Source organism: Cupriavidus sp. OV096, from assembly GCF_900115455.1.
GTDB lineage: Bacteria > Pseudomonadota > Gammaproteobacteria > Burkholderiales > Burkholderiaceae > Cupriavidus.
Map to the genome: position 1 here is coordinate 54464 of NZ_FOWM01000003.1, position 23693 is coordinate 78156.

Here is a 23693-nt window from a genome sequence, read left to right on the forward strand (position 1 = left end):
TTACATACCCATCAGATAGTTGGCCGCGCCCAGGCCGGCCATCCGCCCACTGGCGAAGCAGGCTGTCAGCAGATAGCCGCCGGTGGGCGCCTCCCAGTCCAGCATCTCCCCCGCGCAGAACACGCCCGGCATGGCGTTGAGCATCAGGTGATCGTTCATCGCCTCGAACGCGACGCCGCCGGCCGTGCTGATGACCTCGTCGATGGGCCGCGCGCGCACCAGCCGCAGCGGCAGCGCCTTGATGGCCGCCGCGAGGGCGGCCGGATCATGCATGTCGGCCTTCGACACGCCTTCATAGAGCAGCCCTGCCTTGACCCCGGTAATGCCGAGCTTGCTCTGCAGGTGGCTCGACACCGAGCGCGAGCCGCGCGGGCGGGCGATCTCGTCGGCCACGCGCGCCGCGCTCATGCCGGGCGCCAGGTCCAGGCGGATCTCGGCGCTGCCATCCCGTTCGATGAGATCGCGGATCGGGGCGGACAGCGCGTAGAACAGGCTGCCTTCGATGCCGGTCGCGCTGATCACGAACTCGCCCTGGCGATGCAGCGGCGTGCCGTCCGGCGTGGTGACCGCCATCGCCACGGATTTCACCGGCTGGCCGGCGTAGCGCTCGCGGAAGACATCGGACCAGTCCACGTCGAATCCGCAATTGGCGGGGCGCAGCGGGGTGATGGTCACGTCATGTTCGGCGAGCCAGGGTACCCAGGCTGCGTCCGATCCCAGTCGCGCCCAGCTGCCGCCGCCCAGCGCCAGCACCACGGCTGGCGCCGACACCGTCGATTCGCCCGCCGGCGAGGCGAAGCGGAGTTGGCCTGCATCGTCCCAGCCCAGCCAGCGATGTCGGGTGTGCACGCGCACGCCCGATTCCCGCAGCCGATGCAACCATGTGCGCAGCAGCGGCGCGGCTTTCATCTCGGTGGGGAAGACACGGCCTGAGCTGCCGACGAAGGTGTCGATGCCGAGCCCGTGCACCCAGGCGCGCAGCGCCGGGCCGTCGAACTCGGCCAGCAGTGGCGCGATGCGGTCGGCCCGCTGCCCGTAGCGCGCCAGGAAGGCCGGCGCGGGCTCGGCATGCGTGATGTTCATGCCGCCCTTGCCGGCCATCAGGAACTTGCGGCCGACCGAGGGCATGGCGTCGTAGACGTCTACCGCGACGCCGCGCCCGGCCAGCGCCTCGGCCGCCATCAACCCGGCCGGCCCGCCGCCGATGACCACGGCGTGGGGCGTGCCAGACGGGGCGGATGCTGAAATGGAGGAGGCGGACATGGGCGGTTGCCGGTTGGCGGAGCAGGGGGAAGAGACGCGGGACGCCGCGCATTATAGGTGACAGCGCCCCGGCACCACGACCGTGCGCGGACGTGCGGTGGCGCACAGCGGGCGCTCCCGGCGCCGGCCAGACTCGTGCGAAACAGAGGAGGCTTCCATGAGCTCAGCACCGCGCAATCCCACCATCGACATGTGCAGGGGCATCGGCATCGCGCTGGTGGTCTTCAGCCATGCCTGGGCCTTGCCCGATCCGGTGTATCGGGCGATCTACTCGATGGCCTTTCCCGCCTTCCTGCTGCGGGCCGGGCTCGTGTTCCAGCCCTCGCGGGCGGTGGCCGCGCCGGCCTCGCACCTGTGGGGCAAGTTCATGCGGCTGGTGGTGCCGGCCTGGGGCATGGGGCTGGTGCTGGCGGTACCTTACATCGTCGCGTGGGCGCTCGGCCGCTTTCCCCACGATGAGTTCACCATGCGCTTTGTCGGCACCATGACCGGGTCCGCCATCAACGAATGGAATTTCCTGAGCACGCCGCTGTGGTCGCTGTTCTGCCTGTTCTGGCTGGACGTGGTGGCCACCGCGCTGTCGCGGCTGGGCCCGAGCGTGGCCGGGGCGCTGATGACCAGCGTTGGGCTGGTCTGGATCGTCTTCACGCAGGGTGGCGGTACGTGGTCGGACGTGAACCCGGTGGAGTGGCCGTTTTCGCTGCGCAACGTGGGCTGCGCCATGGTGTTCTACGGCGCCGGGCTCTGGATGGGCGGCGGCAAGGGGCCCCGTGCCGCGGCGGTGGGGCCGATGCAGTTCACGCCGGCCTCGCTGACCATGCGGCGCGCCCTGCTGCTGGTGGTCACGCTGGCGGTCTGGGTGCTGGCCGTCCGGCATGCGCCGGATGTATTGAATGTGTCGCGCAACCGCATCGGCACCACGCCCATGGCGATGGCGATGACGTTGCTCGCAGCCTTCGCCGGCACCGCGCTGCTGTGGCAGGTGGTGGTGCTGCTGCCAACCTCCCGCGCGGTGGTTTGGCTCGGCACGCATACGCTGCCCGTGTTCGGCTTCAACTACCTCGTCAACAAGGTCGTGTTCGAGACGGCCACCCGCGCCGGCGTGGAAGTGGCGCGGCTGGGCAACTGGTGGTGGGTGATGGCGCTGATCGAGCTGGGGCTGCTGTGCGCCATCGCCTGGATGCTGGATCGCATGGGGCCCATCGGCGACCTGTTCAATGGCCGGCCGCTCAAGCGGGTGGGGCGAGAAAAGGCGCGCATGGCCTGACTTGGGAGGCAGGGGCGGGGCGTAGAATGGCGCTTTGCCAGCCGCTGTCCCCGCCATGCCTGCCTTTCCTGATTCCGCCGATGCTGCCGATGCCACCGATGCCCAGATCGTCGAGGCCGTGCGCCATTGGCTGTCGCGCGCCGTCATCGGCCTGAACCTGTGCCCGTTCGCCAAGAGCGTCTATGTGAAGGATCAGGTGCGCTACGTGGTCAGCCCGGCCATGGGGGCGGAAGACCTGCTCGAGGAACTTGAGGGTGAACTGCGCGGGCTGGCGGACGCCGATCCGGCACAGACCGACACCACGCTGCTGATCGTGCCGCACGCGCTGGCGGACTTCCTCACCTACAACGACTTCCTGTATTTCGCCGAGCGCCTGCTGCGCAGCCTGCGGCTGGCCGGCACACTCCAGATCGCCAGCTTCCACCCGGACTACCAGTTCGAAGGCACCGAGCCGGACGACATCGAGAACTACACCAACCGCGCGCCGTATCCGATCCTGCACCTGCTGCGGGAAGACAGCATCGCGCGCGCCGCCGAGGCGTTTCCGGACGCCGCCGATATCTACGAGCGCAACCAGGCCACCATGCGGCGGCTGGGCGTCGACGGCTATCGGCAGTGGATGTCGGAAAAATCCCAAGACGAAGGCTGACCCCAGCCTGCCCGGGCGGCCCCGTCAGGGCGCGGTGAAGAACCGCTCGCCCATTTCCTCGAGTCCCAGCGTTTCCAGCACGTTCTGGAGCCGGTCGGCCGCCCGCTTGCGCGGCAGGTCCTTGTACTGGGCGATGATCAACTCGTTTTTCATCGAATGTTCCCAGCCCACCAGTTCGGTCACGCTGACCTGGTAGCCGTGCGCCTCGAGCTGCAGGCAACGCAGCACATTGGTCACCTGACTGCCGAACTCGCGCGTATGCAGCGGATGGCGCCAGATCTCCGTCAGCGGATTGCCGGCCAGCAGCTTGCCCTTGTGCTTGCGCAGCACGCTGGCCACCTCGGCCTGGCAGCACGGCACCAGCACGATGTGGCGTGCCTGCCGGGCCAGGGCGAAGCGGATGGCATCGTCCGTGGCGGTGTTGCACGCGTGCAGCGCGGTCACCACGTCCACCGTGGCGGGCAGGGCGGGCGAGGTGATGGATTCGGCTACCGACAGGTTCAGGAACGACATGCCCGGGAATTCCGCGCGCGCGGCCAGCTCCTGTGAGCTTTTCACCAGCTCCTCGCGGGTCTCGATACCGTAGATGTGCGAGTTCTTGCCCTGTTCCTCAGGCAGATCCTTGAAGAACAGGTCGTAGAGGATGAAGCCCAGATAGGACTTGCCGGCGCCATGGTCCACCAGCGAGACGGCGCCGCGCGCGTCCGCCACCTCGCGCAGCAGCGGCTCGATGAACTGGAACAGGTGGTAGACCTGCTTGAGCTTGCGGCGGCTGTCCTGGTTCATCTTGCCGTCGCGCGTCAGGATGTGGAGTGCCTTGAGCAGCTCGATGGACTGGCCGGGACGGACTTCGTAACTATTGGACATGGAGGGCAAAACCTGCGGCGGGGGACATCGGAGGGCGACAGTTTACCGAAATCCCGCCGCCCGGCCCGTCATCGCCCGATTTCCGGGGGGCTCAGCAGGAGTGATACCCCACTTTTGTGGGCTAAAGTTCACTCCGCCCACTGCCGTTGATCAAAGATCGACGACAAGCAGAGTTGGCGGCAGCAAACGGCGATCCTTGCGGAAGGATCGGGGCCACGGCCCGGCCGGACTGCCATCGCCTGCCACACAGAAGCGGGGACACATGACAGCCGACGCCGGACTACGCCTGGAACTGAGCCAGCCAGGGGACCACGTACGCGCGTGCTTTGCACCGGAGCCGGGACGCCTGCCGCCCGACCGCGCCACCCTCGAAGCCAGCCTCGAGGAACATGGCTGGCGCGGCGCGCGGCTCGACCAGGGCGCGGTGAACGCCTTCCTGACCCAGTGCCAACTGGCTGACGGCGAGGTCGACGGCGTGATCGGCAGCCTGCTCGACGGGGCCTTCGAACTCGAAATCACTGCTGACAAGCTGTCCCTGCTGCTGACGCTGATGCCGCCCGAGGGCGGCCGGGCGATCAATATCGAGGACATTGCCGCCGCGGCGACCTCGATGAACGTGGTGGCGCTGCTCGACAAGGCGGCCATCGAAGTGGCGCTGGAGGCCGGCAGCTGCGAAGGGCGCGAAATCGCGCGCGGTGTGGCGCCGGTGCAGGGCCAGGCAGCGCGCTTCGACAGCCTGGTGCAGCCGCGCAAGCCCGCGCAGACCGAGAACGAGGACGACCGCTTCGACCTGCGCGACCTGGGCAGCCTGCTGCTGGTGAACCCCGGCACGGCGCTGATGCGCCGCACCCCGGCCCGCCCGGGCCAGGACGGCATGGACATCCTGGGCAAGCCGATCCCGGCTGACCCGATGATCGATACGCCGTTCGCCGCGGACCTGACCGGCGTGGCCATCGACCCCAACGACCCGCTGCTGCTGCTGGCCGTGATCGCCGGATCGCCGCGCGTCCTGCCGAGTGGCGTGATCGTGAGCCCCGTAGTGGACGTGGAGGCGGTGGACCTGCACTCCGGCAACGTCACGTTCGACGGCTCGCTGCGCGTGTCAGGCGACATTCGCACCGGCATGTCGGTCCGCGTGACCGGCGACGTGGTGGTCAGCGGCACGATCGAGGCGGCGCACGTGGAAGCCGGCGGAGACGTCATCGTCAAGGGCGGCATCATCGGCAAGGCCGAGACCGCGCACGGCGCCGATTCTGGCGAGATTGCGAGTGTGCGCAGCAAGGGCGCGGTGCATGCGCGCTATATCCAGAATGCGATTGTCGAGGCGGCCACCGAGGTCGTGGTGGAAAGCGGCATCCGCCAGAGCGACGTCTCCGCGGGCGAGCGCGTGACCGTGGGCAGCCCGACCGGGCAGGGCAGCATCAGCGGCGGCCGCACGCGCGCACTGGCCAGCGTCAGCACCGCCATGCTAGGCGCGCCAGCCGGCACGGCCACGACGGTGCAGGTGGGCCTCAACCCGTTTGCCGACCAGCAGAAGGCGGAGTTGGAGGAGCAACGGCGCAAGATCCTGGAGGAGCAGGCCAAGCTCCAGCAACTGGCCGCGTTTTTCGCGAAACATCCAGAGCGCGCCGTCGGCGACATCCGCGAAAAAGCGCGCGCGACGATGTACAAGATCAACCGAGATTTGTTCGAACTGGACGCCGAGATCGCCAAGCTGACCGAGCAGATGAAGCCATCCGACGAGGCGGTGATCGCCGTGGGAAGGCGCATTCATGGCGGCGTGACGATGCAGGTGGGCCACAAGATCCTCAAGGTGATGGAGGACAAGACCGGTGGCCAGGTGCGCGTGGTGGACGACCGGATCTCGGTGACCTGACCGGCGTGGTGTTACGGCGGATTGGGCGGACGTTACGGCTGTCGTAACATCTGTACGGCGCCGCCGGCGCGCTTTCCCGGCGGCGGTCTTCCCTTGTCCGGCAAGGGTTTGCGGGCCGATCGGCTTGCCCTTCTTCCTTTGGCATGGCCCTTGCGGATGGCTCCCCGGCAAGACCAACGGGGAGACAGCCATGCGCGCGATCATCATCGACAGCCAGCCGCTGGTGCGGGTCGGCATCCTGCGGATGCTGGAGCACCTGCCGGACATCGGTCCCGTCCTCAGCATCGACCCGGAGGCCGTGGGGACGCTGGCGGTGGCCGACGAGCGGGTGCTGGTGGTGTACGGCATGTCGAGCGAGTCCACCGACAATTGGGCGCTGCTGCGCCGGCTGCATCGCAGGATGCCGCAGGCGCGCATCCTGCTGCTCTCCGACAACATCTGGCTGCACGTGCCGTCATCGCTACAGGTCTGCAGGGTGATGGCGCACGCGCCGAAATCGGCCTCGATCGAACGGCTGGAGGCAAGCATCCGGCACCTGCTGGGCGACACGGGCGCCATGCCCCAGCCGGCACCCCGCTCGGAAGCCTGGCAGCCGCTGCATCCACCCCACGCCATCGTCGTCCCGGCGGCGCGCCGAGCATGCTGAACGACGCCCGCTGAACCACGCTCACCATGGCGGGAAATCTGGACTAAGCTGGAAGCGTGTCCTGGGGTGCCGCAGGATCCGCGACAGCTAGTTCCGGGCAGCGAATGAAGACGCGGTCCAGCACACTGCGAAGGCGTTACGCGGAACCGGATCACGAGGCACTGGAATCAGAAAAGCCAACCTGCTAGCGGGTTGGCTTTTCTTTTTGGCGGGTCGCGAACGTGGCGATTGAGAGGAATCTTTGCGTTACGTAACCCTAGGGGTTACACTCTCCGCCGACGATTGCCGTCTCACCATGATTCGCTCATTTGCGCACAAGGGTCTCGAACGCTTCTTCACCACAGGCAGCACGGCGGCGATTCCCGCGATGCACGCCAAGCGGTTGCGGCTGATCCTGGCGCTGCTGGACGAGGCAGCCTCGGCGCGCGATATGGATGCGCCCGGCTTGCGACTGCACGCGCTCAAGGGCGACCGCGCGGAGCTTTGGGCCGTGACGGTGCAGGCGAACTGGCGGGTGACCTTCCGGTTCGAGAACGGGGACGCGCACATCGTCAACTACATTGACTATCACTAGTGAGAGGGGCGCCATGCGCATGCACAATCCACCGCATCCGGGCGAGTTGCTTGCGGAGCTTTGGCTCGAGCCGCTGCGGCTGACGATTACCGATACCGCCGCGGCGCTCGATGTTTCGCGGAAGACGGTTTCCGAGATCGTGAATGGCCGGGCTGGCATCACGCCGGAGATGGCGGTTCGGCTTGAACTGGCGTTCGGCAAGAGCGCCGAGTCTTGGCTCGCGCATCAGGCCGCGTACGACCTGTGGCAGGTGGACCAGTACCGCAGCGAGCTGCGCGTGCGCTCGCTCCAGCCCGCGACCTGAGCTTCGCCCCAAGTGCGCCGCCCATGAAAAAACCCGCAGCGCTTGCGCGGTGCGGGTTTTTGAAGGCGACGCGGAAAAACTGGCGTCGCCGGTAATGCTGTTGGTGCCGAAGAGAGGAATCGAACCCCCGACCTTCTCATTACGAATGAGCTGCTCTACCGACTGAGCTACTTCGGCAACACCGTTGAGTGTTTGCAGCGCCTTGCGTTGCTTGCGAAACAATCGAACTGAGCCCGCAATCTTAGCGGTGAGTTTTGGGTTTGGCAAGACCCCTGTGCGGATTTTTTGCGCGATTCTTGCTGTGGCAACGCCGCCGGAACAACACGGAAAGCCGGCGGCGCGCCACAGGCGTCACATCAGAACTTGTGGCGCAGGCCCGCCATCACGCCAACCCGGCTGCCGTGGCCGTAGAAGGGGGTCTGGAAGGTGGACTGGCCGCCCAGCGTGCGCCAGGCGTCGGTCAGGTTCGTGTAGTCGGCTTCGAGGTACACGTCCGTGCGCTTGCTGAACGCGTAGTCGAGCATCAGGGCGCCGGTGAAGCGGTTGCCGGAGTCGTCGCCGTGCTTCAGGTGGTCGTAGGTGCCGGTCGCGATCACGGACCACGCGTTGGTGAACGCGTATTGCAGGCCCAGGTAGCCGGCTTGGTTCTTGTAGCCGGCGTTGTCGACGTTGCTGTTGGTGTAGCCGAGGTAGACCGTGGCCGGGCCGACCTTGTAGGTGCCGCCGAGCGTCCAGACCTTCTGGTCGCTTACGGGTACGGCCACGCCGTAGTACGCCGCCGTGTCGCGCATGATCTGGTAGCCGCCGCCGACCATGAACGGGCCCGAGGCGTAGCTCACGCTGGCGCCCGTGGAGGACGAGTTTGAGAAGCTGCCCGCCACCTCGCCGAAGGCGTGCTGCGCCGCGATCGAGAACCCGCCGAACCGGCCCGAGTACTTGATCATGTTGTCCTGGCGCACGCCGCCGGTGTAGTTGCCGCCCTGGAAGCCGACGATGGCGAGGTTGGCCAGCGCCATCGCGTCGTAGCTGGCGATGACTTCGTGGATCACGGTGAACTGGCGGCCCAACGTGACCGTGCCGAAGTCGCCCTGCAGGCCGACGTATGCCTTGCGGCCGAACAGGCGGTTGCCTTGCAGGCTCTGGCCGGCGTCGGGCGAGAAGCCCGATTCGAGCACGAACAGCGCCTGGTAGCCGCGGCCCAGGTCTTCCAGGCCGTACATGCCCCAGCGGCTGCCGGTAAGCACGCCGTCGGTCATCTGGACCTTGCCGTTGCCGGCGGCGGATTCGTTCGAGGTGTAGCGGATCGTGGTATCGACAATGCCGTACAGCGTGACATTGGATTGCGCGTGGGCGGGCGCCGTGGCGCCCAGTGCGGCGGCGCCGAGTGCTGCGGTAGTGAAGAAGGGCGCGAGGGCTCGCTTCATGGTTTGCGTCTCCATCCTGGCTCGTTATCGGTTGTTGTTGCGGAATGGCCGGTGCCTGTTTCTTTGTGGACTTCTGCGACGTCCTTGGCTCAGGCGTTGACCTGCACCGGCGTGGCGTGAAGGCAGCCCCGGACTGGCTATCCGGGGCGCCGGGACCGCTGATTTCCGGGGTTGGGAAAGGCAACCCAAGTCGTCAGATGTCCTATGACATCGTACCTTACAGAAAAATAACATCGCAAGACATAGGACGAGACATTAGTCAGCGCGCAACACTAGAGCCGCCTGTCAGTTTTGCGGGAGGATGGTCGGATGGCAGACATTTCGGCATCTCCGCCGAGATGCCGTCGTCGATGCAGGGACGATGCACGAAAGCCTGGACGCTGCCGATGGATTTGAGCCAATCCATATGGATGGCCGATCTCCGGTCGATGGGTCTCGCCGGCCCCTGTCAAAAGACACCGTTTTCAAAGCACCAAAATCATCCTAAACCCCAATACGCGCCAATCCGTTTCAGTTGTCTGCAAACTAAAACTTCTAGGGAATTCACTGACGTTGCACCGCCTTGACCGCAGGTTGACGGACGATTAGATTCCAGTCACGTTGTATGACGACAGATCAATCAACCTATCCACATATCCCGCGAGGCCCTTGGCGGGGCCACGCCAGCGCATCCCGAACCTATGTCCCTCGCCCCCAAAGATCCGCTCGACGGTGTCGTCACCCGTTGCCATCGCATCCTGCTGACCGGCGCGGCCGGCAACCTCGGCAAGGTCCTGCGTGACCGCCTGAAGCGCTATGCCGATGTGGTGCGTATCTCCGATATCGCCGACCTCGGCCCGGCAGGCGCGCAGGAAGAAGTCGTGCCTTGCGATTTGTCTGATCCCAAGGCCGTCCACGCGCTGGTGGCGGGCGTCGATGCCATCGTCCATCTGGGTGGCGTGTCGGTGGAGCGTCCGTTCGAGGAGATCCTGCCGGCCAATATCCAGGGCACCTACCACCTCTACGAGGCGGCGCGGCGCCATGGCGTGCGGCGCATCGTGTTCGCCAGCTCCAATCACGTGATTGGCTTCTACAAGCAGGGCGAGGTGCTCGACGCCGATTCGCCGCCGCGCCCGGACGGCTATTACGGCGTGAGCAAGGCGTTCGGCGAGCAGCTGGGCAGCTTCTATTTCGACCGCTACGGCATCGAGACCGTGGCGCTGCGCATCGGCTCGTCGTTCCCGGAGGCGAAGGACCGCCGCATGCTGGTCACCTGGCTCGGCTACGACGATCTGGAGCAGCTGATCAAGCGCGCGGTCTTCGTGCCGGAAGTGGGCTTCACGATCGTCTACGGCGCCTCGGCCAACCGCGATAGCTGGTGGGACAACAGCAAGGCGGCGCGGCTCGGTTTCCGGCCGGTGGAGTCGTCGGAGCAGTTCCGGGCCAAGGTGGAATCGGTGCCGCCGCTGCCGGCGGATGATTCGGCGGGCTGGTACCAGGGCGGCGCCTTCGTCAAGGCCGGCCCGTTCGGGGACTGACGCCGTGAGCGACCAAGTTTCGCAAGTCACCCCGATCGAACGCATCGGCAACATGCGCTGCGGCGTGGGCGAAAGCCCCGTCTGGCACGCCGCCGAGGCCGCGCTGTACTGGACCGATATTCCCGGCCGCACGCTGTGGCGATACGACCCGGCCAGCGGGCAGACCGACCACTGGAGCCTGCCCGAGATGGCCGGCTGCATGGCGATGACGCCGGACGGCGGCTGGCTGCTGGCGATGGAGACCGGGCTGTTCCGTGTGGCCCGGCTGGTGCCGGGGCAGGCCACACCGTCGCTGCAACGCGTGGCCACGGTCGACCATGCGCGCGCCGGCATGCGTTTCAACGATGGCCGCTGTGACCGCCAAGGCCGCTTCTGGGCCGGCACGATGGTCATGGACATGTCGCTGGCCGCGCCCGACGGCAAGCTCTATCGCCATGACCCCGCCACCGGCGCACTGGACGTCATGCGTGACGAATTGATCACCCCCAACGGGCTCGCCTTCAGCCCCGATGGCCGCACCATGTATCTGTCCGATTCGCACCCCGCGCGGCAGGCCGTGTGGGCGTACGACTACGACACCGACACCGGCACGCCGACCAACCCGCGCCTGTTCATCGACATGAACCGCTACCCGGGCCGCCCCGACGGCGCCGCCGTGGATGCCGAGGGCGGCTACTGGATCTGCGGCAACGACGCCGGGCAGGTCCACCGTTTCACGCCCGACGGCCGGCTGGACCGGTCGCTGGCGGTGCCCGTGGCCAAGCCGGCGATGTGCGCGTTCGGCGGCGCCGGGCTGGACACCCTCTATGTCACGTCGATCCGCACCGATGACACCGATCCGCTCTCGGGCGCGGTGTTCGCGCTGCAACCGGGCGTGCGCGGCCTCGAGGAGCCCACGCTGCGCGCCTGACACCCGTATTGCCGTATCACCGCATTGCTTGCCCGCAAGCCCCAAGTCTTGAAGTCTTGATCGAAAAACTACAAATCCGGAGGCACTTCATGTTTTCTACCCAACTCCCGCGCGTCCGCCTGGGCGCCCTGATGGCCGCCATGGCCGCCGCTGCTGCCACCTTGGCCACCGTGGCGATGCCGATGGCCGCGCAGGCCGCGGACATGCGCTCGGCTGACATCCACCCCGAGGACTACCCGACCGTGCAGGCCGTGCGCCACATGGGCGAGTTGCTCAAGCAGCGTTCCAATGGCCGGCTGACGGTCAAGGTGTTCGCGCAGGGTTCGCTTGGCAGCGAGAAGGATGCGATCGAGCAGACCAAGATCGGCGCGCTCTCGATGGTCCGCGTGAACTCGGCGGCCATGAACAACATCTGCGAGGCGACCATCGTCCCGACGATGCCGTTCCTGTTCCGCTCTACCGACCACATGCGCCACGTGCTGGACGGCCCGATCGGCGACGACATCCTGAAGTCGTGCGAGAAGAACGGCTTTATCGGCCTGGCCTGGTATGACAGCGGCTCGCGCTCGATGTACACCACCAAGCGCCCGATCCGCACGCTGGCCGATGCCAAGGGCATGAAGATCCGCGTGCAGCAGTCGGACCTCTGGGTCTCGCTGCTGGAGGCGATGCACGCCAACGCCACGCCGATGCCGTGGGGCGAGGTCTACACCGCGCTGAAGACCGGCCTGGTCGATGGCGCCGAGAACAACTGGCCCAGCTACGAAAGCTCGCGCCAGTTCGAGGTGGCCAAGTACTACTCGCTGACCGAGCACTCGATGGCGCCCGAAATGCTGCTGTTCTCGAAGGTGATGTGGGACCGCATGTCCAAGGATGACCAGGCGATGGTCCGCCAGGCCGCCAAGGACTCGGTGCCGTACATGCGCAAGCTGTGGGACGAGCGCGAGCTGAAGTCGCGCAAGATGGTGGAGGCCGCCGGCGTGCAGATCATCAGCGTCGACAAGACCTCGTTCCAGGCCGCGATGAAGCCCGTCTATGACCGCTTCATCACCAGCGCCCAGATGAAGGACCTCGTGCGCCGCGCGCAGGATACGAAGTAAGGGCCCCATCATGCTTTCGTCTTCCCCCACCCCGGCCACGCCGGTGGACGGCACGCCGGGGCCCGCTCCGGCGCCTGTCACCAGCCCCGCTGGCCCCGCCGGCGTCAACTTCTACACCCGCTTCTGCGCCACGCTGGCCCGCGCCTGCATGGCGCTGGGCGTGACCGGGCTCGTGCTGCTGGTCCTTGCCGTGCTTACGCAGGTGTTCGGCCGCTACGTGCTGAACGACACGCCCACCTGGGCCGAAACCATCGCCATGCTGCTCGTGCTCTACGTGACGATGCTCGGTACGGCCGTGGGCGTGCGCGACGCCGGCCACATCGGCCTGGAGTCCCTGCTGGTGCTGCTGCCCGAACGCATCCGTACCAAGATCGAGCTGCTGATCCACGTGCTGGTCGGCACCTTCGGCGCGGTCATGGCCTACAACTGCGCGCTGCTGGCGCTGTCCGTGGCGGACTACAAGCTGCCCACCCTCGGCATCTCCGAGGGCTGGCGCTATCTGCCGCCGGTGATCGCCGGCGCGCTGATCGTGCTGTTTTCGATCGAACACATCATTGCGGTGCTGAAAGGCACGGAAGTGGAGCCGGCATGGCACTGATCATTCTCTCCATCAGCTTCTTCGGCCTGCTGGTCCTTGGCGTGCCGGTGGCGTTCTCGATCGGCCTGTCGGCGGTCATCACCATCCTGTACGAGGGCCTGCCGCTGGCCGTGGTGTTCCAGCAGATGACCTCGGGCATGAACGCGTTCTCGTTCCTGGCCATCCCGTTCTTCATCTTCGCCGGCGAGCTGATGCTGTACGGCGGCATCGCGGACCGCATCGTCAACTTCGCCAAGTCGATGGCCGGCCATGTGCGCGGCGGGCTGGGCATGTCGAACGTGCTGGCGTGCACGCTGTTCGGGGGCGTCTCCGGCTCGCCGGTGGCCGATGTGTCGGCCATGGGCGCGGTGATGATCCCGATGATGAAGCGCGAGGGCTACCACGCCGACTACGCGGTCAACGTGACCACGCACGCGGCGCTGGTCGGCGCGCTGATGCCGACCAGCCACAACATGATCATCTACACGCTGGCGGCGGGCGGGAAGGTGTCGATTGCCGCGCTGATCCTGGCCGGCGTGCTGCCGGCGCTGATCCTGACGATCTGCAACCTGGCCGCCGCCTACTTCGTGGCGCGCAGCCGGGGCTATCCGGCGGGCAAGTTCCCGGGCTGGGACATCGTCGGCCACTCGCTGGCGGCGGCGCTGCCCGGGCTGTTCGTGGTGGTGCTGATCCTGGTGGGCATCCTGTCGGGCGTGTTCACGGCGACGGAGTCGGCGGCGGTGGCGGTGCTCTACGCGCTGGCGCTGACTGTGCTGGTCTACCGCTCGCTGACGCGCGAGCAGTTCGTCAAGGCCGCGGCCAAGGCGGTCAAGACCACCGGCGTGGTGCTGCTGCTGATCGGCATTTCCGGCACCTTCGGCTACCTGATCAGCCTCTATGGCGTGGCCGAGCTGACCGGGCAGTTCCTGAGTTCGCTGTCCACCAGTCCGTGGATGATCTTCCTGATGGTGAACGTGATGCTGTTCATCCTCGGCACCTTCCTGGACATGGCCGCGACCATCCTGATCTGCACGCCGATCTTCCTGCCCATCTGCCAGCACTTCGGCATGGGGCCGGTGCAGTTCGGCATGATGATGCTGATCAACTGCGCGCTGGGGCTGAACACGCCGCCGGTTGGCACGACGCAGTTCGTCGGCTGCGCCATCGGCGGGGTGTCGGTGGGGCAGGTGATGAAGACGATCTGGCCGTTCTACGGGGCGCTGCTGGCGGCCCTGCTGATGGTCACCTACGTGCCGGCGTTCTCGATGTGGCTGCCGGACCTGCTGCTGAAGTGAGCGGCTGGCTGACCCCCGGCGCACTGCACACCGTGCGCGCGGGCGCCCACGTCCTGACCGTGGCGCCCGCCGCCGGTGGCCGCATGGCCGCGCTGACCACCACGCGCGCCGATGGCACCGCCATCGACTGGCTCGCACCCATGCCGGCCGAGGCGCTGCGCGAGGGCTTCGAGGCCCGCGCCTGGCCCAAGGCCGGCAGCTGTCCGCTGCTGCCGTACTCGAACCGCATCCGCGATGGCCGCTTCCGCTGGCAGGGGCGCGAGGTCCAGTTGCCGCCGCATCCGGGCCAGCCGCACGCGATGCATGGCTTCGGGCACGTCCGGCCGTGGCAGGTGGTGGAATCTCAGGAAAATGCGATCACGCTGGCGCTCCAGCATCCGCCCGGCACCGACTGGCCCTGGGCCGTGCTGGCGCGGCAGTCGCTGGTGCTGGACGAGGCGGGCCTCGCCGCCGCGCTCGACATCCGAAACGTGGGGGATACGCCGATGCCGGTGGGCGGCGGCTTCCATCCGTTCTTCGCCCGGCCGCCCGGTCTGCGTATCCAGTTCGATGCGGCCCACGTCTGGCCGGCGGACGGCGGCGGGGTGGCCACGGGCCGTGCGGCCATCGGGCGGCGCGAGGCCTTCCTGCGCGAGCGTCATCTGCCCGATGCGGACCTCTCCGTCTACTACAGCGGCTGGAAGCGCCAGGCCACACTGCGACGCGCGGACGGCGCCACGCTGACCCTGCGCGCCGCCGAGCCGCTCGAGCATCTGATCCTCCATGCGCCCGGCGGGTGCGACTTCGTCTGCCTGGAGCCGGTCTCGCACGTGGCTGACGCCGTCAACCTGTGCGCCCGGGGCTGGGAGGGCACCGGCCTGCGCGCGCTGGCGCCCGGGGAGTCGGTCACGTTCCGCATGCAGTGGCTCATCGAGGTGCCGCGCTGATATGCAAACAGGGCGCCGGAGCGCCCTGTCTTGTCCTGCATCCCCCTATATATAGAGAGGGACTGGCTTACGCCTTGCCTTCGGCTTCCCGGTGGGCGCGCGTGATGCGGTCCACCTCGTTCTTCGAGCCGAGCACCACCGACACGCGCTGGTGCAGCTGCGTCGGCTGCACGTCCAGGATGCGGTCGTGGCCGTTCGTGGCCGCGCCGCCGGCCTGTTCGACCAGGAACGCCATCGGGTTGGCCTCGTACATCAGACGCAGCTTGCCCGGCTTCTCCGGCTCGCGCTTGTCCCACGGATAGAGGAACACGCCGCCGCGGGTCAGGATGCGGTGCACATCGGCCACCATCGACGCCACCCAGCGCATATTGAAGTTCTTGCCGCGCGGGCCTTCCTCGCCGGCCAGGCATTCGTCGATGTACTCGCGCACGGGCGGGGCCCAGTGACGCATGTTCGACATATTGATCGCAAATTCCTTGGTGTCTTCCGGAATCTGCACGTCCGACTGGGTCAGCACGAAGCTGCCAGCCTCGCGGTCCAGCGTGAACATGTGCACGCCGTTGCCGACCGTCAGCACCAGCGTGGTCTGCGGGCCGTACACGGCATAGCCGGCCGCCACCTGATGCGTGCCTGGCTGCAGGAAGTCCTGCTCGGTCACGGTCTGGCCCGGCTTGGGCATGTGCAGTACCGAGAAGATCGTGCCGATCGACACGTTCACGTCGATATTCGACGAGCCGTCGAGCGGATCGAACAGCAGCAGGTACTCACCCTTCGGATAGCGGTTCGGGATCTCGTAGAACGAGTCCATTTCCTCCGAGGCCATCGCCGCCAGGTGGCCGCCCCACTCGTTGGCGTCGAGCAGCACTTCATTGGCGATGACGTCCAGCTTCTGCTGGGTCTCGCCCTGCACGTTGCCGGTGCCGGCCGAGCCGAGCACGCCCGCGAGGGCGCCCTTGCTCACGGCGTTGGAAATGGCCTTGCAGGCGCGCGCCACCACCTCGATCAGCAGCCGGAGCTCCGGCTGGATCGTGTTGTGCTTGCGCTGCTCCTCGACCAGATAGCGGGTGAGGCTGATGCGTGTCATGTGGGTTCTCCTTCGATGGCCGCAATTCTACATGTCTGCCGCTACAGACATCGCAGTTTTACGAATGGTTGCCGCTCCGTCCTCAGCCGGCGGGGTCAGGCAGCCAGTGACTTGCCGACGATCTCCCGCACGTCCCGCGAGAGCGTCTGGGACGCCGCCACGCGCTCCAGCGCGGCGCGCATGCGGTCCCGCAGCGGCAGCGCGTATTTCTGCCAGCGATCCATCACCCGCGCCAGCCGGGCGGCCACCTGCGGGTTGATGGCGTCCAGCGCCAGCACCTGATCGGCCCAGAATTCGTAGCCGGAGCCGTCCTCGGCATGGAACTGCGCCGGATTGCCCGAGCAGAAGCTGAAGATCAGCGAGCGCGCCCGGTTCGGGTTGCGCAGGTTGAAGGCGGGATGGTCCATCAGCGCGCGCACGGTGTCGATGGTGCGCTTGCCGGCGTGCGGGCCCACGTCGCCACGCTGCATGCCCTGGAGCGAGAACCATTTGTCGATGACCAGCGCATCCTGCTCGAAGCGCTGGTAGAAGTCCGCCAGCGCGTGCTCGCGGCCCGGCGCGAAGCTGTTGACCAGCGCCGAGAGCGCCGCGGCGCGGTCGGTCATGTTGTCGGCCTGCTGGTAGTGGGTGTCGGCCAGCGCCTGCATGGCGGCGTCGCCGCTGTCGGCCAGATAGCCAAGCGCGAGGTTGCGCAGCGCGCGGCGGGCCATCGCGTCCGCATCGGGGCTGTACGGCCCCGGAGTGGCGTTGGCTTCATATGCGGCCAGCCACTCGCGTTGCAGCGCGCTGGCCAGGCCTTCGCGCATGAACAGGCGGGCATGGTGGATCGCGGCCGGGTCGGCCACGCCCATCCGCTCGGCCAGATAGGCTTCGGCGGGCAGCATCAGCGCCTGCTCGCGGAACGCCGGGCTCAGCGAGCCGTCCGTCAGCACGGCGCGGAAGGCGGCCACCAGCGCCGGATCGAGCTTCAGTTCGCGGCCGGCCTGCACCTCGCCCACCAGTTTCAGCAGCGCGCGCGTGGCCAGGCGCTGGCCGGCTTCCCAGCGGTTGAAGGCGTCGCTGTCGTGGGCCAGCAGGAAGGTCAGTTCGGCATCGGAATATTCATAGTCGACGATGACCGGCGCCGAGAAGTCGCGCAGCAGCGAGGGCAGGGGCGCCTTGTCGCCGCGCGGCAGCCCGGTGAAGCGGAAGGTCTGCTCGGCCTGCGTGAAGTCGAGCACGCGGGTGGTGCCACGCTGGGTGGCTTCCCCGGCGGACTCGCCTTCGAGGTGCAACGGCAGGTCGGCGCCATCGGCACCGATCAGGCCCACCGCGAACGGGACGTGGAACGGCTGCTTCTCGGGCGTGCCCGCGCGGGTCTCGATGCCGACCTTGGGGCAGCGCTGGGTCAGCGTCAGCGCCAGCGTGCCGGCGGCGCCGTCCCACGCGGTCTTCACGCTGACCACCGGCGTGCCGGCCTGGCTGTACCAGAGCCCGAACTGGGTCAGGTCGCGGCCGTTGGCGTCGGCCATGGCGGCGCGGAAGTCGTCGCAGGCCACGGCCTGGCCGTCATGGCGCTGGAAGTACAGGTCCATGCCCTTGCGGAAGCCGTCGCGGCCCAGCAGGGTCTGGTACATCCGCACGACTTCGGCGCCTTTCTCGTAGACCGTGACGGTGTAGAAGTTGTTGATTTCCTCGTAGCTGTCCGGGCGCACCGGGTGGGCCATCGGGCCGGCATCCTCGGGGAACTGCACCTGGCGCAGCACGCGGACGTCCTCGATCCGCTTCACCGCGCGGCCGGATTCGGAGCCCATCATGTCCGCCGAGAACTCCTGGTCGCGGAACACCGTCAACCCTTCCTTGAGCGAGAGCTGGAACCAGTCGCGGCAGGTCACGCGGTTGCCGGTCCAGTTGTGGAAGTACTCATGCCCCACCACCGACTCGATATTGGCGAAGTCCACGTCCGTGGCCGTCTGCGCATTGGCGAGCACGTACTTCGTATTGAAGATGTTCAGGCCCTTGTTCTCCATCGCGCCCATGTTGAAGTCGCTCACGGCGACGATCATGAAGCGGTCGAGATCGAGTTCCAGGCCGAAGCGGCGCTCGTCCCAGCGGATGGCATGGATCAGGGAGTCCATGGCGTGGCGGGTCTTGTCGAGGTCCTGCGGCTCCACCCAGACCTGCAGCAGCTTTTCCTTGCCCGATGCGGAGGTGATGCGTTCCTCGATGCAGGCCAGCTTGCCGGCCACCAGCGCGAACAGGTAGGACGGCTTGCGGAACGGGTCTTCCCAGACGGCCTCGTGGCGGCCATCGGGCAAGGCGCGCTCCGACAGCAGGTTGCCGTTGGAGAGCAGCACCGGACTGGCGGCGCGGTCGGCGCGCAGCGTGACGCGGTAGGTCGCCATCACGTCGGGGCGATCGAGGAAATAGGTGATGCGGCGGAAGCCTTCGGCTTCGCACTGAGTGAAGAAGTTGCCGTTGGAGACGTAGAGGCCGGACAGCGTGGTGTTCGCCGCCGGATTGCAGGCAGTGGTAATGACGAGCGTGCCTTGCGCCGGCAGGCCGGTCAGCGTGAGCGTGCCGGCGTCTTCCTTCGCGCTGGCGAACGGCTGGCCGTCGAGGGTCACGCCGAGCAGCTCCAGCGCTTCGCCGACCATGACCAGCGGGGCGTCGCCGGCCGCGCCGGGCGCGCGCTGGAAGCGCAGCGTGCTGGCGACGACGGTGCGTTGCGGGTCCAGCTCCAGCACCAGGTCGACGTGGTCGATGGCGAAGGCGGGCGGAGTATAGTCCTTGCGATAGACGGTAACGGGCGTATCGGTGCGCAGCATGGGGAATCCTGTCTTCGGAGTGACCGGGGGCGGGCGCCACGGCGGGTGGCGGTGCGGAGGTTCCGCGGAAGTCCCCATTGTAGCCAAGGGCGGCGGGGAATTCCGGGAGAGCGCCCGTGTCTGAAGTCTGGTAGGACGAACGAACAAGAACGAGGTATCGCGATGTGGAATGCCGTGGCAGGGATGGGTCGACGGGCCGTGGTGGCGCTTGGAGCGCTGGGGGTATTGGGTTTGGCTGGCTGCGCCAGCACGGTGACCACCGAGGTCACCGCCTTCCGGCAGGCCGGGTGGCAAAACGACGCGCCGCGCACCTACGCCTTCGAGCGTGCGCCGATGCCGGCACCGGCCGGTCAGGCAGGGCAGGCCGGGCAACCCGCCGCCCAGCAGCCGCAGGCCCAGCAGTTCTCCGCGCAGGACTCCCAGCTCGAATATGAGACCTACCAGGCGTGGCTGGTCGACGCGCTGGCCGGCGTGGGCTTCGAGCAGAAGCCGCCGGCGCAGGCGCGCTACCTCGTCAGCATGGACTACGGCGCCGTGCCCGGCATGGTGCGCGTGGCCGAAACCTACTATTCCGATCCCTGGTACGGCCCGTGGGGACCGTACTGGGGGCCGTACGGCGGCTACTACCGGCCCTATGGCCCGTGGGGATGGGGGCCGGGTTATCCGGGCTACTGGCCGCCGCAGACCGTGGTGCGCGACGTGCCGGTGACGTTCTCCAGCCTGCGCATCTTCTTCAAGGACGCCGCGAGCGGCAAGCGCGTGTACCAGATCACGGCGCGCAACACCACCGAGGGCGGCAGCCTGGCGGGCGTGATGCCGTACATGATCCGCAGCGCGCTGACCGAATTCCCGTCCGAGAGCGGCCGGCCCCGGCGCGTGACGCTGGAAGTCGACAAGGACAAGAAGTAATCCCCGGCGCGGCGCATGGGACGCGCGCTGGTTCATCCATAAGACAAGGCGATTGCCTACCGTGCGGTAAAAGGAGTTTTGCGCGTGAATCGCGCAAAAACCCCCGCCAGCACGCGGCAAAGCGCAACCAGCCGCGAAATGGCTGGGCTAGAATGGCTCCTCGATTTTTTCCGGTACGAGCAAATGAGCAGCAAGACAAGCGGTGATGCACCGCAACATGCCCCCAATAGCCCTGAAGCGCAGTTGCGTCTCGCCGCGCTGGAATATCACCGCAGCCCGACCAAGGGCAAGATCCAGGTAACCGCCACCAAGGCGCTGTCCAACCAGCGCGACCTGTCGCTGGCCTACTCGCCGGGCGTGGCCTACGCCTGCGAGGAGATCGCCAAGGATCCGTCGATGGCCGCCGAGTACACCTCGCGCGCCAACCTCGTGGCCGTGATCACCAACGGTACCGCCGTGCTGGGCCTGGGCGACATCGGCCCGCTGGCCGGCAAGCCGGTGATGGAAGGCAAGGGCTGCCTGTTCAAGAAGTTCGCCGGCATCGACGTGTTCGACATCGAACTCGATGCCCGCGACCCGGACAAGATCGTCGAGATCGTCGCCGCGCTGGAGCCCACGCTCGGCGGTGTGAACCTCGAGGACATCAAGGCGCCCGAGTGCTTCTATATCGAGAAGAAGCTGCGCGAGCGCATGAACATCCCCGTCTTCCACGACGACCAGCACGGTACGGCCATCATCTCGGCCGCGGCGCTGCTGAACGGCCTGAAGGTGGTGGGCAAGGAAATCGGCAGCGTGAAGGTGGCCGTGTCGGGCGCCGGCGCCGCTGCCATCGCCTGCCTGGACACCATGGTGAGCCTGGGCCTGAAGCGCGAGAACATCTCCGTGGTGGACTCGAAGGGCGTGATCTATGTGGGCCGCGACGCCAACATGGAAGTCAACAAGGCCCGCTACGCGCAGGACACGTCCAACCGCACGCTGGCCGACATCGTCAACAACGCCGATGTGTTCCTGGGCTGCTCCACCGCCGGCGTGCTGACCGGCGAGATGGTCAAGACCATGGCCAACAAGCCCATCATCCTGGCGCTGGCGAACCCGGAACCGGAAATCCGCCCGGAAGTGGCCAAGGCCGCGCGCCCGGACTGCATTATCGCGACGGGTCGGTCGGACTATCCGAACCAGGTCAACAACGTGCTTTGCTTCCCGTACATCTTCCGTGGCGCGCTGGACTGCGGCGCGACGAAGATCACCGAGGAAATGAAGCTGGCCTGCGTGAAGGCGATTGCCGAGCTGGCCGAAGCCGAGCTGAACGACGCCGTGGCCGCCGCCTACGGTGGCCGTGAGCTGAAGTTCGGCCCGGACTACATCATCCCGACGCCGTTCGACCAGCGCCTGATCGAGAAGATCGCGCCGGCCGTGGCGAAGGCCGCCGAGGAATCGGGCGTGGCCACGCGTCCGATCCAGGACCTGGAAGCCTATCGCCAGCAACTGACGCACTACGTCTACCACACCGGCCTGATCATGAAGCCGGTGTTCTCGGCCGCCAAGGCTGCGCCGAAGCGCGTGGCCTACGCCGAGGGCGAGGAAGAGCGCGTGCTGCGCGCCGTGCAGGGCGTGGTGGACGAGGGCCTGGCCAAGCCGATCCTGATCGGCCGTCCGCACGTGATCCAGATGCGCATCGAGAAGGCCGGCCTGCGCCTGCGCCCGGGCGTGGACTTCGAGCTGATCAACCCCGAGGATGATCCGCGCTACCGCGCCTATCACGAGGCCTACCACACGCTGCGCGGCCGCGATGGCGTGACGCCGGACATGGCCAAGGTGGCGCTGCGCCGCTCGAACACGCTGATCGGCACCATGCTGATGCATATGGGCGATGCCGATGCACTGCTGTGCGGCACCGTGGGCCGCTTCGAAGCCCACCTGGAGCACGTGCGCGACGTGATCGGCCTGGCGCCGGGCGCCAAGGTGTTCGCCGCGATGAACGCGCTGATGCTCGAGAAGTACACGCTGTTCATCACCGACACGTTCGTGAACGACGACCCGAGCGCCGAGGAACTGGCCGCCATCACGCAACTGGCCGCCGAGGAAATCCAGCGTTTCGGCCTGCACCCGAAGGTGGCGATGATGTCGCACTCGATGTTCGGCTCGTCGAACCGCCCGTCGGCACGCAAGATGCGCGACGCCGCCGCGATCCTGGCCAAGGTGGCGCCGCAACTGGAAGTGGAAGGCGAGATGCAGGGTGATGCCGCCCTGGTCGAGGACGTGCGCCGTCACTTCCTGCCGAACACCAAGCTGGCCGGCAGCGCCAACCTGCTGGTCATGCCGACGCTGGATGCCGCCAACATCGCCTTCAACCTGCTCAAGATCACGGGCGGACAGGGCGTGACGGTGGGCCCGATCCTGCTGGGCGCGGCCAAGCCGGTGCACATCCTGAACCCGCAGGCCACCACGCGGCGTATCATCAACATGACGGCCGTGGCCGTCGCGGAGTCGAGCGCGGTGCGCTAAGCCGCGCTACCTGCCGAAACCGCCGGTACCAAAGAAAAACCGGGCCTGAGGAAACTCAGGCCCGGTTTTTTCATGTCGGTGCGCTGGCAGCGTCTGCCGGGGTTGCCAGCGCGTCGGCGGGGCGATTGCACTATTGCAGCACGTTGTACTGCTCCCGCATTACCACGATGATCGAGCGTGCCGCTGCCATGCGATGGGACAGGTCGTCGAAGGTATCCTCGCGAAAATCAACCTCAGCGCTCCAGTTGCAACCCGTATGGTCCGGCTGGTGCACGCGCATCGCGTGAAGTTCCGCCTCGCCGCATTCAGGGTTGTTGTCCAGGCACTGGCTCAGGATAGCCATCAATTCCGACCGGGTCTTCGCATAGCGCCTCATGAGTCACCTCTTTGGTTCGCCGCGGGATTCGCGCTGGTTCGTGGTCCGGCCCACAGTCCGGACAATTAATCTATGCAGCGGGCGGGGCAGTCGCCAATTGAATCCGCCTATGGAGCGCCGGCTTCCGATCCTGGCATCTATCCCGCAGCGCAGCAATCGCCGCCGTCCTGGCCATCCGCTGCGCTAGAACGCGATCCCCATCGACACCACCACCACCTGCGCCGACGAAGCAGGATTGAACCAGTACACGCCCGCCGTGACCCGCTTGAACGTCACCTGCGCAAACGGACCGCGTTGAATGTCGCGATCCGACTGATAGGCGCGCGTCCGCTGCACCGCCAGGCCGAGCCGGAGCCAGTCCGCCGGCCGATAGGCGAGTTCGCTCCACGCGTAGACGTAGCTCGATTCGCGCTCGCGCTGGTCATGCACGTATTCGATCTCGATGTAGTAATCGAACTTCCGCCAGGCAAGACTGGCCTCCAGGCCGCCGATCGGGCCTCGGACGTCGCCGCCGACCCAGCCCACGATCGGCGTAGCGGAGTAGGTGAGGGCTTCGCCGCCGGCGAACGTCCACCCGACGAAGGCCGACATCGCGCGTCGCGCCTCGTAGTTGACCCGCGTCTCCAGACGCAGCGCGCCAACATTCGCGCCGACGATGCCGGTCACATACTGCTCGCCATGACGCGGTATGTTCCAGTAGGCCGTGGCGGCGAGGCTTTTCTCCGGGCCGCCGGCTTCCTTCTCGTTTTCCCCCGCTTCGGCATGCGCGTCCTGGCAGGCCATGGCGATTGCCATTGCCATGCCGACGCCGCCGACG

Annotated in this window: 21 protein-coding genes and 1 tRNA gene; 14 read left to right on the forward strand and 8 right to left on the reverse strand. The window is 67.1% G+C overall.

Annotated elements, in window-relative coordinates; all coding sequences use genetic code 11:
• The gene (locus BM115_RS07515; RefSeq protein WP_092292267.1) at positions 1-1263 is read right to left on the reverse strand and encodes a TIGR03862 family flavoprotein; all 1263 of its coding nucleotides are present in this window, start codon (positions 1261-1263) and stop codon (positions 1-3) included.
• A gap of 157 nt (positions 1264-1420) precedes the next feature.
• On the opposite strand from BM115_RS07515, the gene BM115_RS07520 reads away from it, so the two are divergent.
• Together BM115_RS07520 and BM115_RS07525 are read left to right on the forward strand one after the other, a co-directional pair.
• Positions 1421-2530 (forward strand): acyltransferase family protein, encoded by a 1110-nt coding sequence (locus tag BM115_RS07520; RefSeq protein ID WP_092292269.1) that lies wholly within the window; start codon positions 1421-1423, stop codon positions 2528-2530.
• A gap of 55 nt (positions 2531-2585) precedes the next feature.
• Positions 2586-3179 (forward strand): DUF1415 domain-containing protein, encoded by a 594-nt coding sequence (locus tag BM115_RS07525; RefSeq protein WP_092292271.1) that lies wholly within the window; start codon positions 2586-2588, stop codon positions 3177-3179.
• 24 nt (positions 3180-3203) lie between these two features.
• Here BM115_RS07525 and BM115_RS07530 read toward each other — a convergent pair whose 3' ends face one another.
• Complete coding sequence (locus BM115_RS07530) at positions 3204-4046, reverse strand: class I SAM-dependent methyltransferase (RefSeq protein ID WP_092292273.1); 843 nt, start codon at positions 4044-4046, stop codon at positions 3204-3206.
• A gap of 262 nt (positions 4047-4308) precedes the next feature.
• Between BM115_RS07530 and BM115_RS07535 the strand changes: the two genes are divergently transcribed.
• The 4 genes from BM115_RS07535 (at position 4309) to BM115_RS07550 (ending at position 7446) form a co-directional block, all read left to right on the forward strand.
• A complete protein-coding gene (locus BM115_RS07535; protein ID WP_092292275.1) occupies positions 4309-5922 on the forward strand; it encodes a DUF342 domain-containing protein in 1614 nt (537 codons plus the stop codon).
• A gap of 190 nt (positions 5923-6112) precedes the next feature.
• A complete protein-coding gene (locus BM115_RS07540) occupies positions 6113-6568 on the forward strand; it encodes a response regulator (protein WP_177219871.1) in 456 nt (151 codons plus the stop codon).
• A 295-nt stretch (positions 6569-6863) separates the two neighbouring features.
• Positions 6864-7142, forward strand: a complete 279-nt coding sequence (locus BM115_RS07545) for a type II toxin-antitoxin system RelE/ParE family toxin (RefSeq protein WP_092292277.1) — start codon at positions 6864-6866, stop codon at positions 7140-7142.
• A gap of 19 nt (positions 7143-7161) precedes the next feature.
• Positions 7162-7446 (forward strand): HigA family addiction module antitoxin, encoded by a 285-nt coding sequence (locus BM115_RS07550; protein WP_369823392.1) that lies wholly within the window; start codon positions 7162-7164, stop codon positions 7444-7446.
• Positions 7447-7547: 101 nt separating this feature from the next.
• On the opposite strand, the gene BM115_RS07555 is transcribed toward BM115_RS07550, so the two are convergent.
• Positions 7548-7623, reverse strand: a tRNA-Thr gene (locus BM115_RS07555).
• Positions 7624-7802: 179 nt separating this feature from the next.
• Positions 7803-8870: a porin gene (locus BM115_RS07560; protein WP_092292281.1), complete on the reverse strand. Its 1068-nt coding sequence runs from the start codon at positions 8868-8870 to the stop codon at positions 7803-7805.
• A 680-nt stretch (positions 8871-9550) separates the two neighbouring features.
• Here BM115_RS07560 and BM115_RS07565 point away from each other — a divergent pair.
• The 6 genes from BM115_RS07565 (at position 9551) to BM115_RS07590 (ending at position 15195) form a co-directional block, all read left to right on the forward strand.
• The gene (locus tag BM115_RS07565) at positions 9551-10387 is read left to right on the forward strand and encodes an NAD-dependent epimerase/dehydratase family protein (protein WP_092292283.1); all 837 of its coding nucleotides are present in this window, start codon (positions 9551-9553) and stop codon (positions 10385-10387) included.
• 52 nt (positions 10388-10439) lie between these two features.
• Positions 10440-11297, forward strand: a complete 858-nt coding sequence (locus tag BM115_RS07570; RefSeq protein WP_255370759.1) for an SMP-30/gluconolactonase/LRE family protein — start codon at positions 10440-10442, stop codon at positions 11295-11297.
• Positions 11298-11428: 131 nt separating this feature from the next.
• The gene (locus BM115_RS07575) at positions 11429-12397 is read left to right on the forward strand and encodes a TRAP transporter substrate-binding protein (RefSeq protein ID WP_369823397.1); all 969 of its coding nucleotides are present in this window, start codon (positions 11429-11431) and stop codon (positions 12395-12397) included.
• A gap of 148 nt (positions 12398-12545) precedes the next feature.
• Positions 12546-12995, forward strand: a complete 450-nt coding sequence (locus tag BM115_RS07580; protein WP_092293275.1) for a TRAP transporter small permease — start codon at positions 12546-12548, stop codon at positions 12993-12995.
• Entirely contained in the window at positions 12986-14269 is a 1284-nt protein-coding gene (locus BM115_RS07585) for a TRAP transporter large permease (protein ID WP_092292289.1), read from the forward strand. Before BM115_RS07580 ends, BM115_RS07585 begins: the two co-directional genes overlap by 10 nt.
• Positions 14242-15195, forward strand: a complete 954-nt coding sequence (locus BM115_RS07590; RefSeq protein WP_255370737.1) for an aldose 1-epimerase — start codon at positions 14242-14244, stop codon at positions 15193-15195. Before BM115_RS07585 ends, BM115_RS07590 begins: the two co-directional genes overlap by 28 nt.
• Positions 15196-15262: 67 nt before the next feature.
• Here BM115_RS07590 and BM115_RS07595 read toward each other — a convergent pair whose 3' ends face one another.
• Positions 15263-16279 carry a class 1 fructose-bisphosphatase gene (locus BM115_RS07595; RefSeq protein WP_092292291.1) on the reverse strand — a complete coding sequence of 339 codons (1017 nt, stop codon included), beginning with the start codon at positions 16277-16279 and terminating at the stop codon, positions 15263-15265.
• 95 nt (positions 16280-16374) lie between these two features.
• Positions 16375-19086, reverse strand: coding sequence for an aminopeptidase N (pepN, locus tag BM115_RS07600; protein ID WP_092292293.1), 2712 nt, complete (start codon positions 19084-19086; stop codon positions 16375-16377).
• 183 nt (positions 19087-19269) lie between these two features.
• On the opposite strand from pepN, the gene BM115_RS07605 reads away from it, so the two are divergent.
• Positions 19270-19995, forward strand: a complete 726-nt coding sequence (locus tag BM115_RS07605; RefSeq protein ID WP_092292295.1) for a DUF4136 domain-containing protein — start codon at positions 19270-19272, stop codon at positions 19993-19995.
• A gap of 183 nt (positions 19996-20178) precedes the next feature.
• On the forward strand, positions 20179-22500 hold the full coding sequence (locus BM115_RS07610; protein ID WP_092292297.1) for an NADP-dependent malic enzyme: 2322 nt from the start codon (positions 20179-20181) through the stop codon (positions 22498-22500).
• Positions 22501-22630: 130 nt separating this feature from the next.
• Here the strand turns inward: BM115_RS07610 and BM115_RS07615 are convergent, their stop codons facing one another.
• Together BM115_RS07615 and BM115_RS07620 are read right to left on the reverse strand one after the other, a co-directional pair.
• Positions 22631-22876 (reverse strand): hypothetical protein, encoded by a 246-nt coding sequence (locus tag BM115_RS07615; RefSeq protein WP_092292299.1) that lies wholly within the window; start codon positions 22874-22876, stop codon positions 22631-22633.
• Between the two features lie 183 nt (positions 22877-23059).
• A complete protein-coding gene (locus BM115_RS07620) occupies positions 23060-23677 on the reverse strand; it encodes a hypothetical protein (RefSeq protein ID WP_255370738.1) in 618 nt (205 codons plus the stop codon).
• Between the last annotated feature and the right edge of the window lie 16 nt (positions 23678-23693).

Coding starts and splice junctions, on each gene's coding strand:
- BM115_RS07515 (WP_092292267.1), bottom strand. CDS start 1,263: ATGTCCGCCTCCTCCATTTCAGCATCCGCCCCGTCTGGCACGCCCCAC.
- BM115_RS07520 (WP_092292269.1), top strand. CDS start 1,421: ATGAGCTCAGCACCGCGCAATCCCACCATCGACATGTGCAGGGGCATC.
- BM115_RS07525 (WP_092292271.1), top strand. CDS start 2,586: ATGCCTGCCTTTCCTGATTCCGCCGATGCTGCCGATGCCACCGATGCC.
- BM115_RS07530 (WP_092292273.1), bottom strand. CDS start 4,046: ATGTCCAATAGTTACGAAGTCCGTCCCGGCCAGTCCATCGAGCTGCTC.
- BM115_RS07535 (WP_092292275.1), top strand. CDS start 4,309: ATGACAGCCGACGCCGGACTACGCCTGGAACTGAGCCAGCCAGGGGAC.
- BM115_RS07540 (WP_177219871.1), top strand. CDS start 6,113: ATGCGCGCGATCATCATCGACAGCCAGCCGCTGGTGCGGGTCGGCATC.
- BM115_RS07545 (WP_092292277.1), top strand. CDS start 6,864: ATGATTCGCTCATTTGCGCACAAGGGTCTCGAACGCTTCTTCACCACA.
- BM115_RS07550 (WP_369823392.1), top strand. CDS start 7,162: ATGCACAATCCACCGCATCCGGGCGAGTTGCTTGCGGAGCTTTGGCTC.
- BM115_RS07560 (WP_092292281.1), bottom strand. CDS start 8,870: ATGAAGCGAGCCCTCGCGCCCTTCTTCACTACCGCAGCACTCGGCGCC.
- BM115_RS07565 (WP_092292283.1), top strand. CDS start 9,551: ATGTCCCTCGCCCCCAAAGATCCGCTCGACGGTGTCGTCACCCGTTGC.
- BM115_RS07570 (WP_255370759.1), top strand. CDS start 10,440: ATGCGCTGCGGCGTGGGCGAAAGCCCCGTCTGGCACGCCGCCGAGGCC.
- BM115_RS07575 (WP_369823397.1), top strand. CDS start 11,429: ATGGCCGCCATGGCCGCCGCTGCTGCCACCTTGGCCACCGTGGCGATG.
- BM115_RS07580 (WP_092293275.1), top strand. CDS start 12,546: ATGGCGCTGGGCGTGACCGGGCTCGTGCTGCTGGTCCTTGCCGTGCTT.
- BM115_RS07585 (WP_092292289.1), top strand. CDS start 12,986: ATGGCACTGATCATTCTCTCCATCAGCTTCTTCGGCCTGCTGGTCCTT.
- BM115_RS07595 (WP_092292291.1), bottom strand. CDS start 16,279: ATGACACGCATCAGCCTCACCCGCTATCTGGTCGAGGAGCAGCGCAAG.
- pepN (WP_092292293.1), bottom strand. CDS start 19,086: ATGCTGCGCACCGATACGCCCGTTACCGTCTATCGCAAGGACTATACT.
- BM115_RS07605 (WP_092292295.1), top strand. CDS start 19,270: ATGGGTCGACGGGCCGTGGTGGCGCTTGGAGCGCTGGGGGTATTGGGT.
- BM115_RS07610 (WP_092292297.1), top strand. CDS start 20,179: ATGAGCAGCAAGACAAGCGGTGATGCACCGCAACATGCCCCCAATAGC.
- BM115_RS07615 (WP_092292299.1), bottom strand. CDS start 22,876: ATGAGGCGCTATGCGAAGACCCGGTCGGAATTGATGGCTATCCTGAGC.
- BM115_RS07620 (WP_255370738.1), bottom strand. CDS start 23,677: ATGGCAATGGCAATCGCCATGGCCTGCCAGGACGCGCATGCCGAAGCG.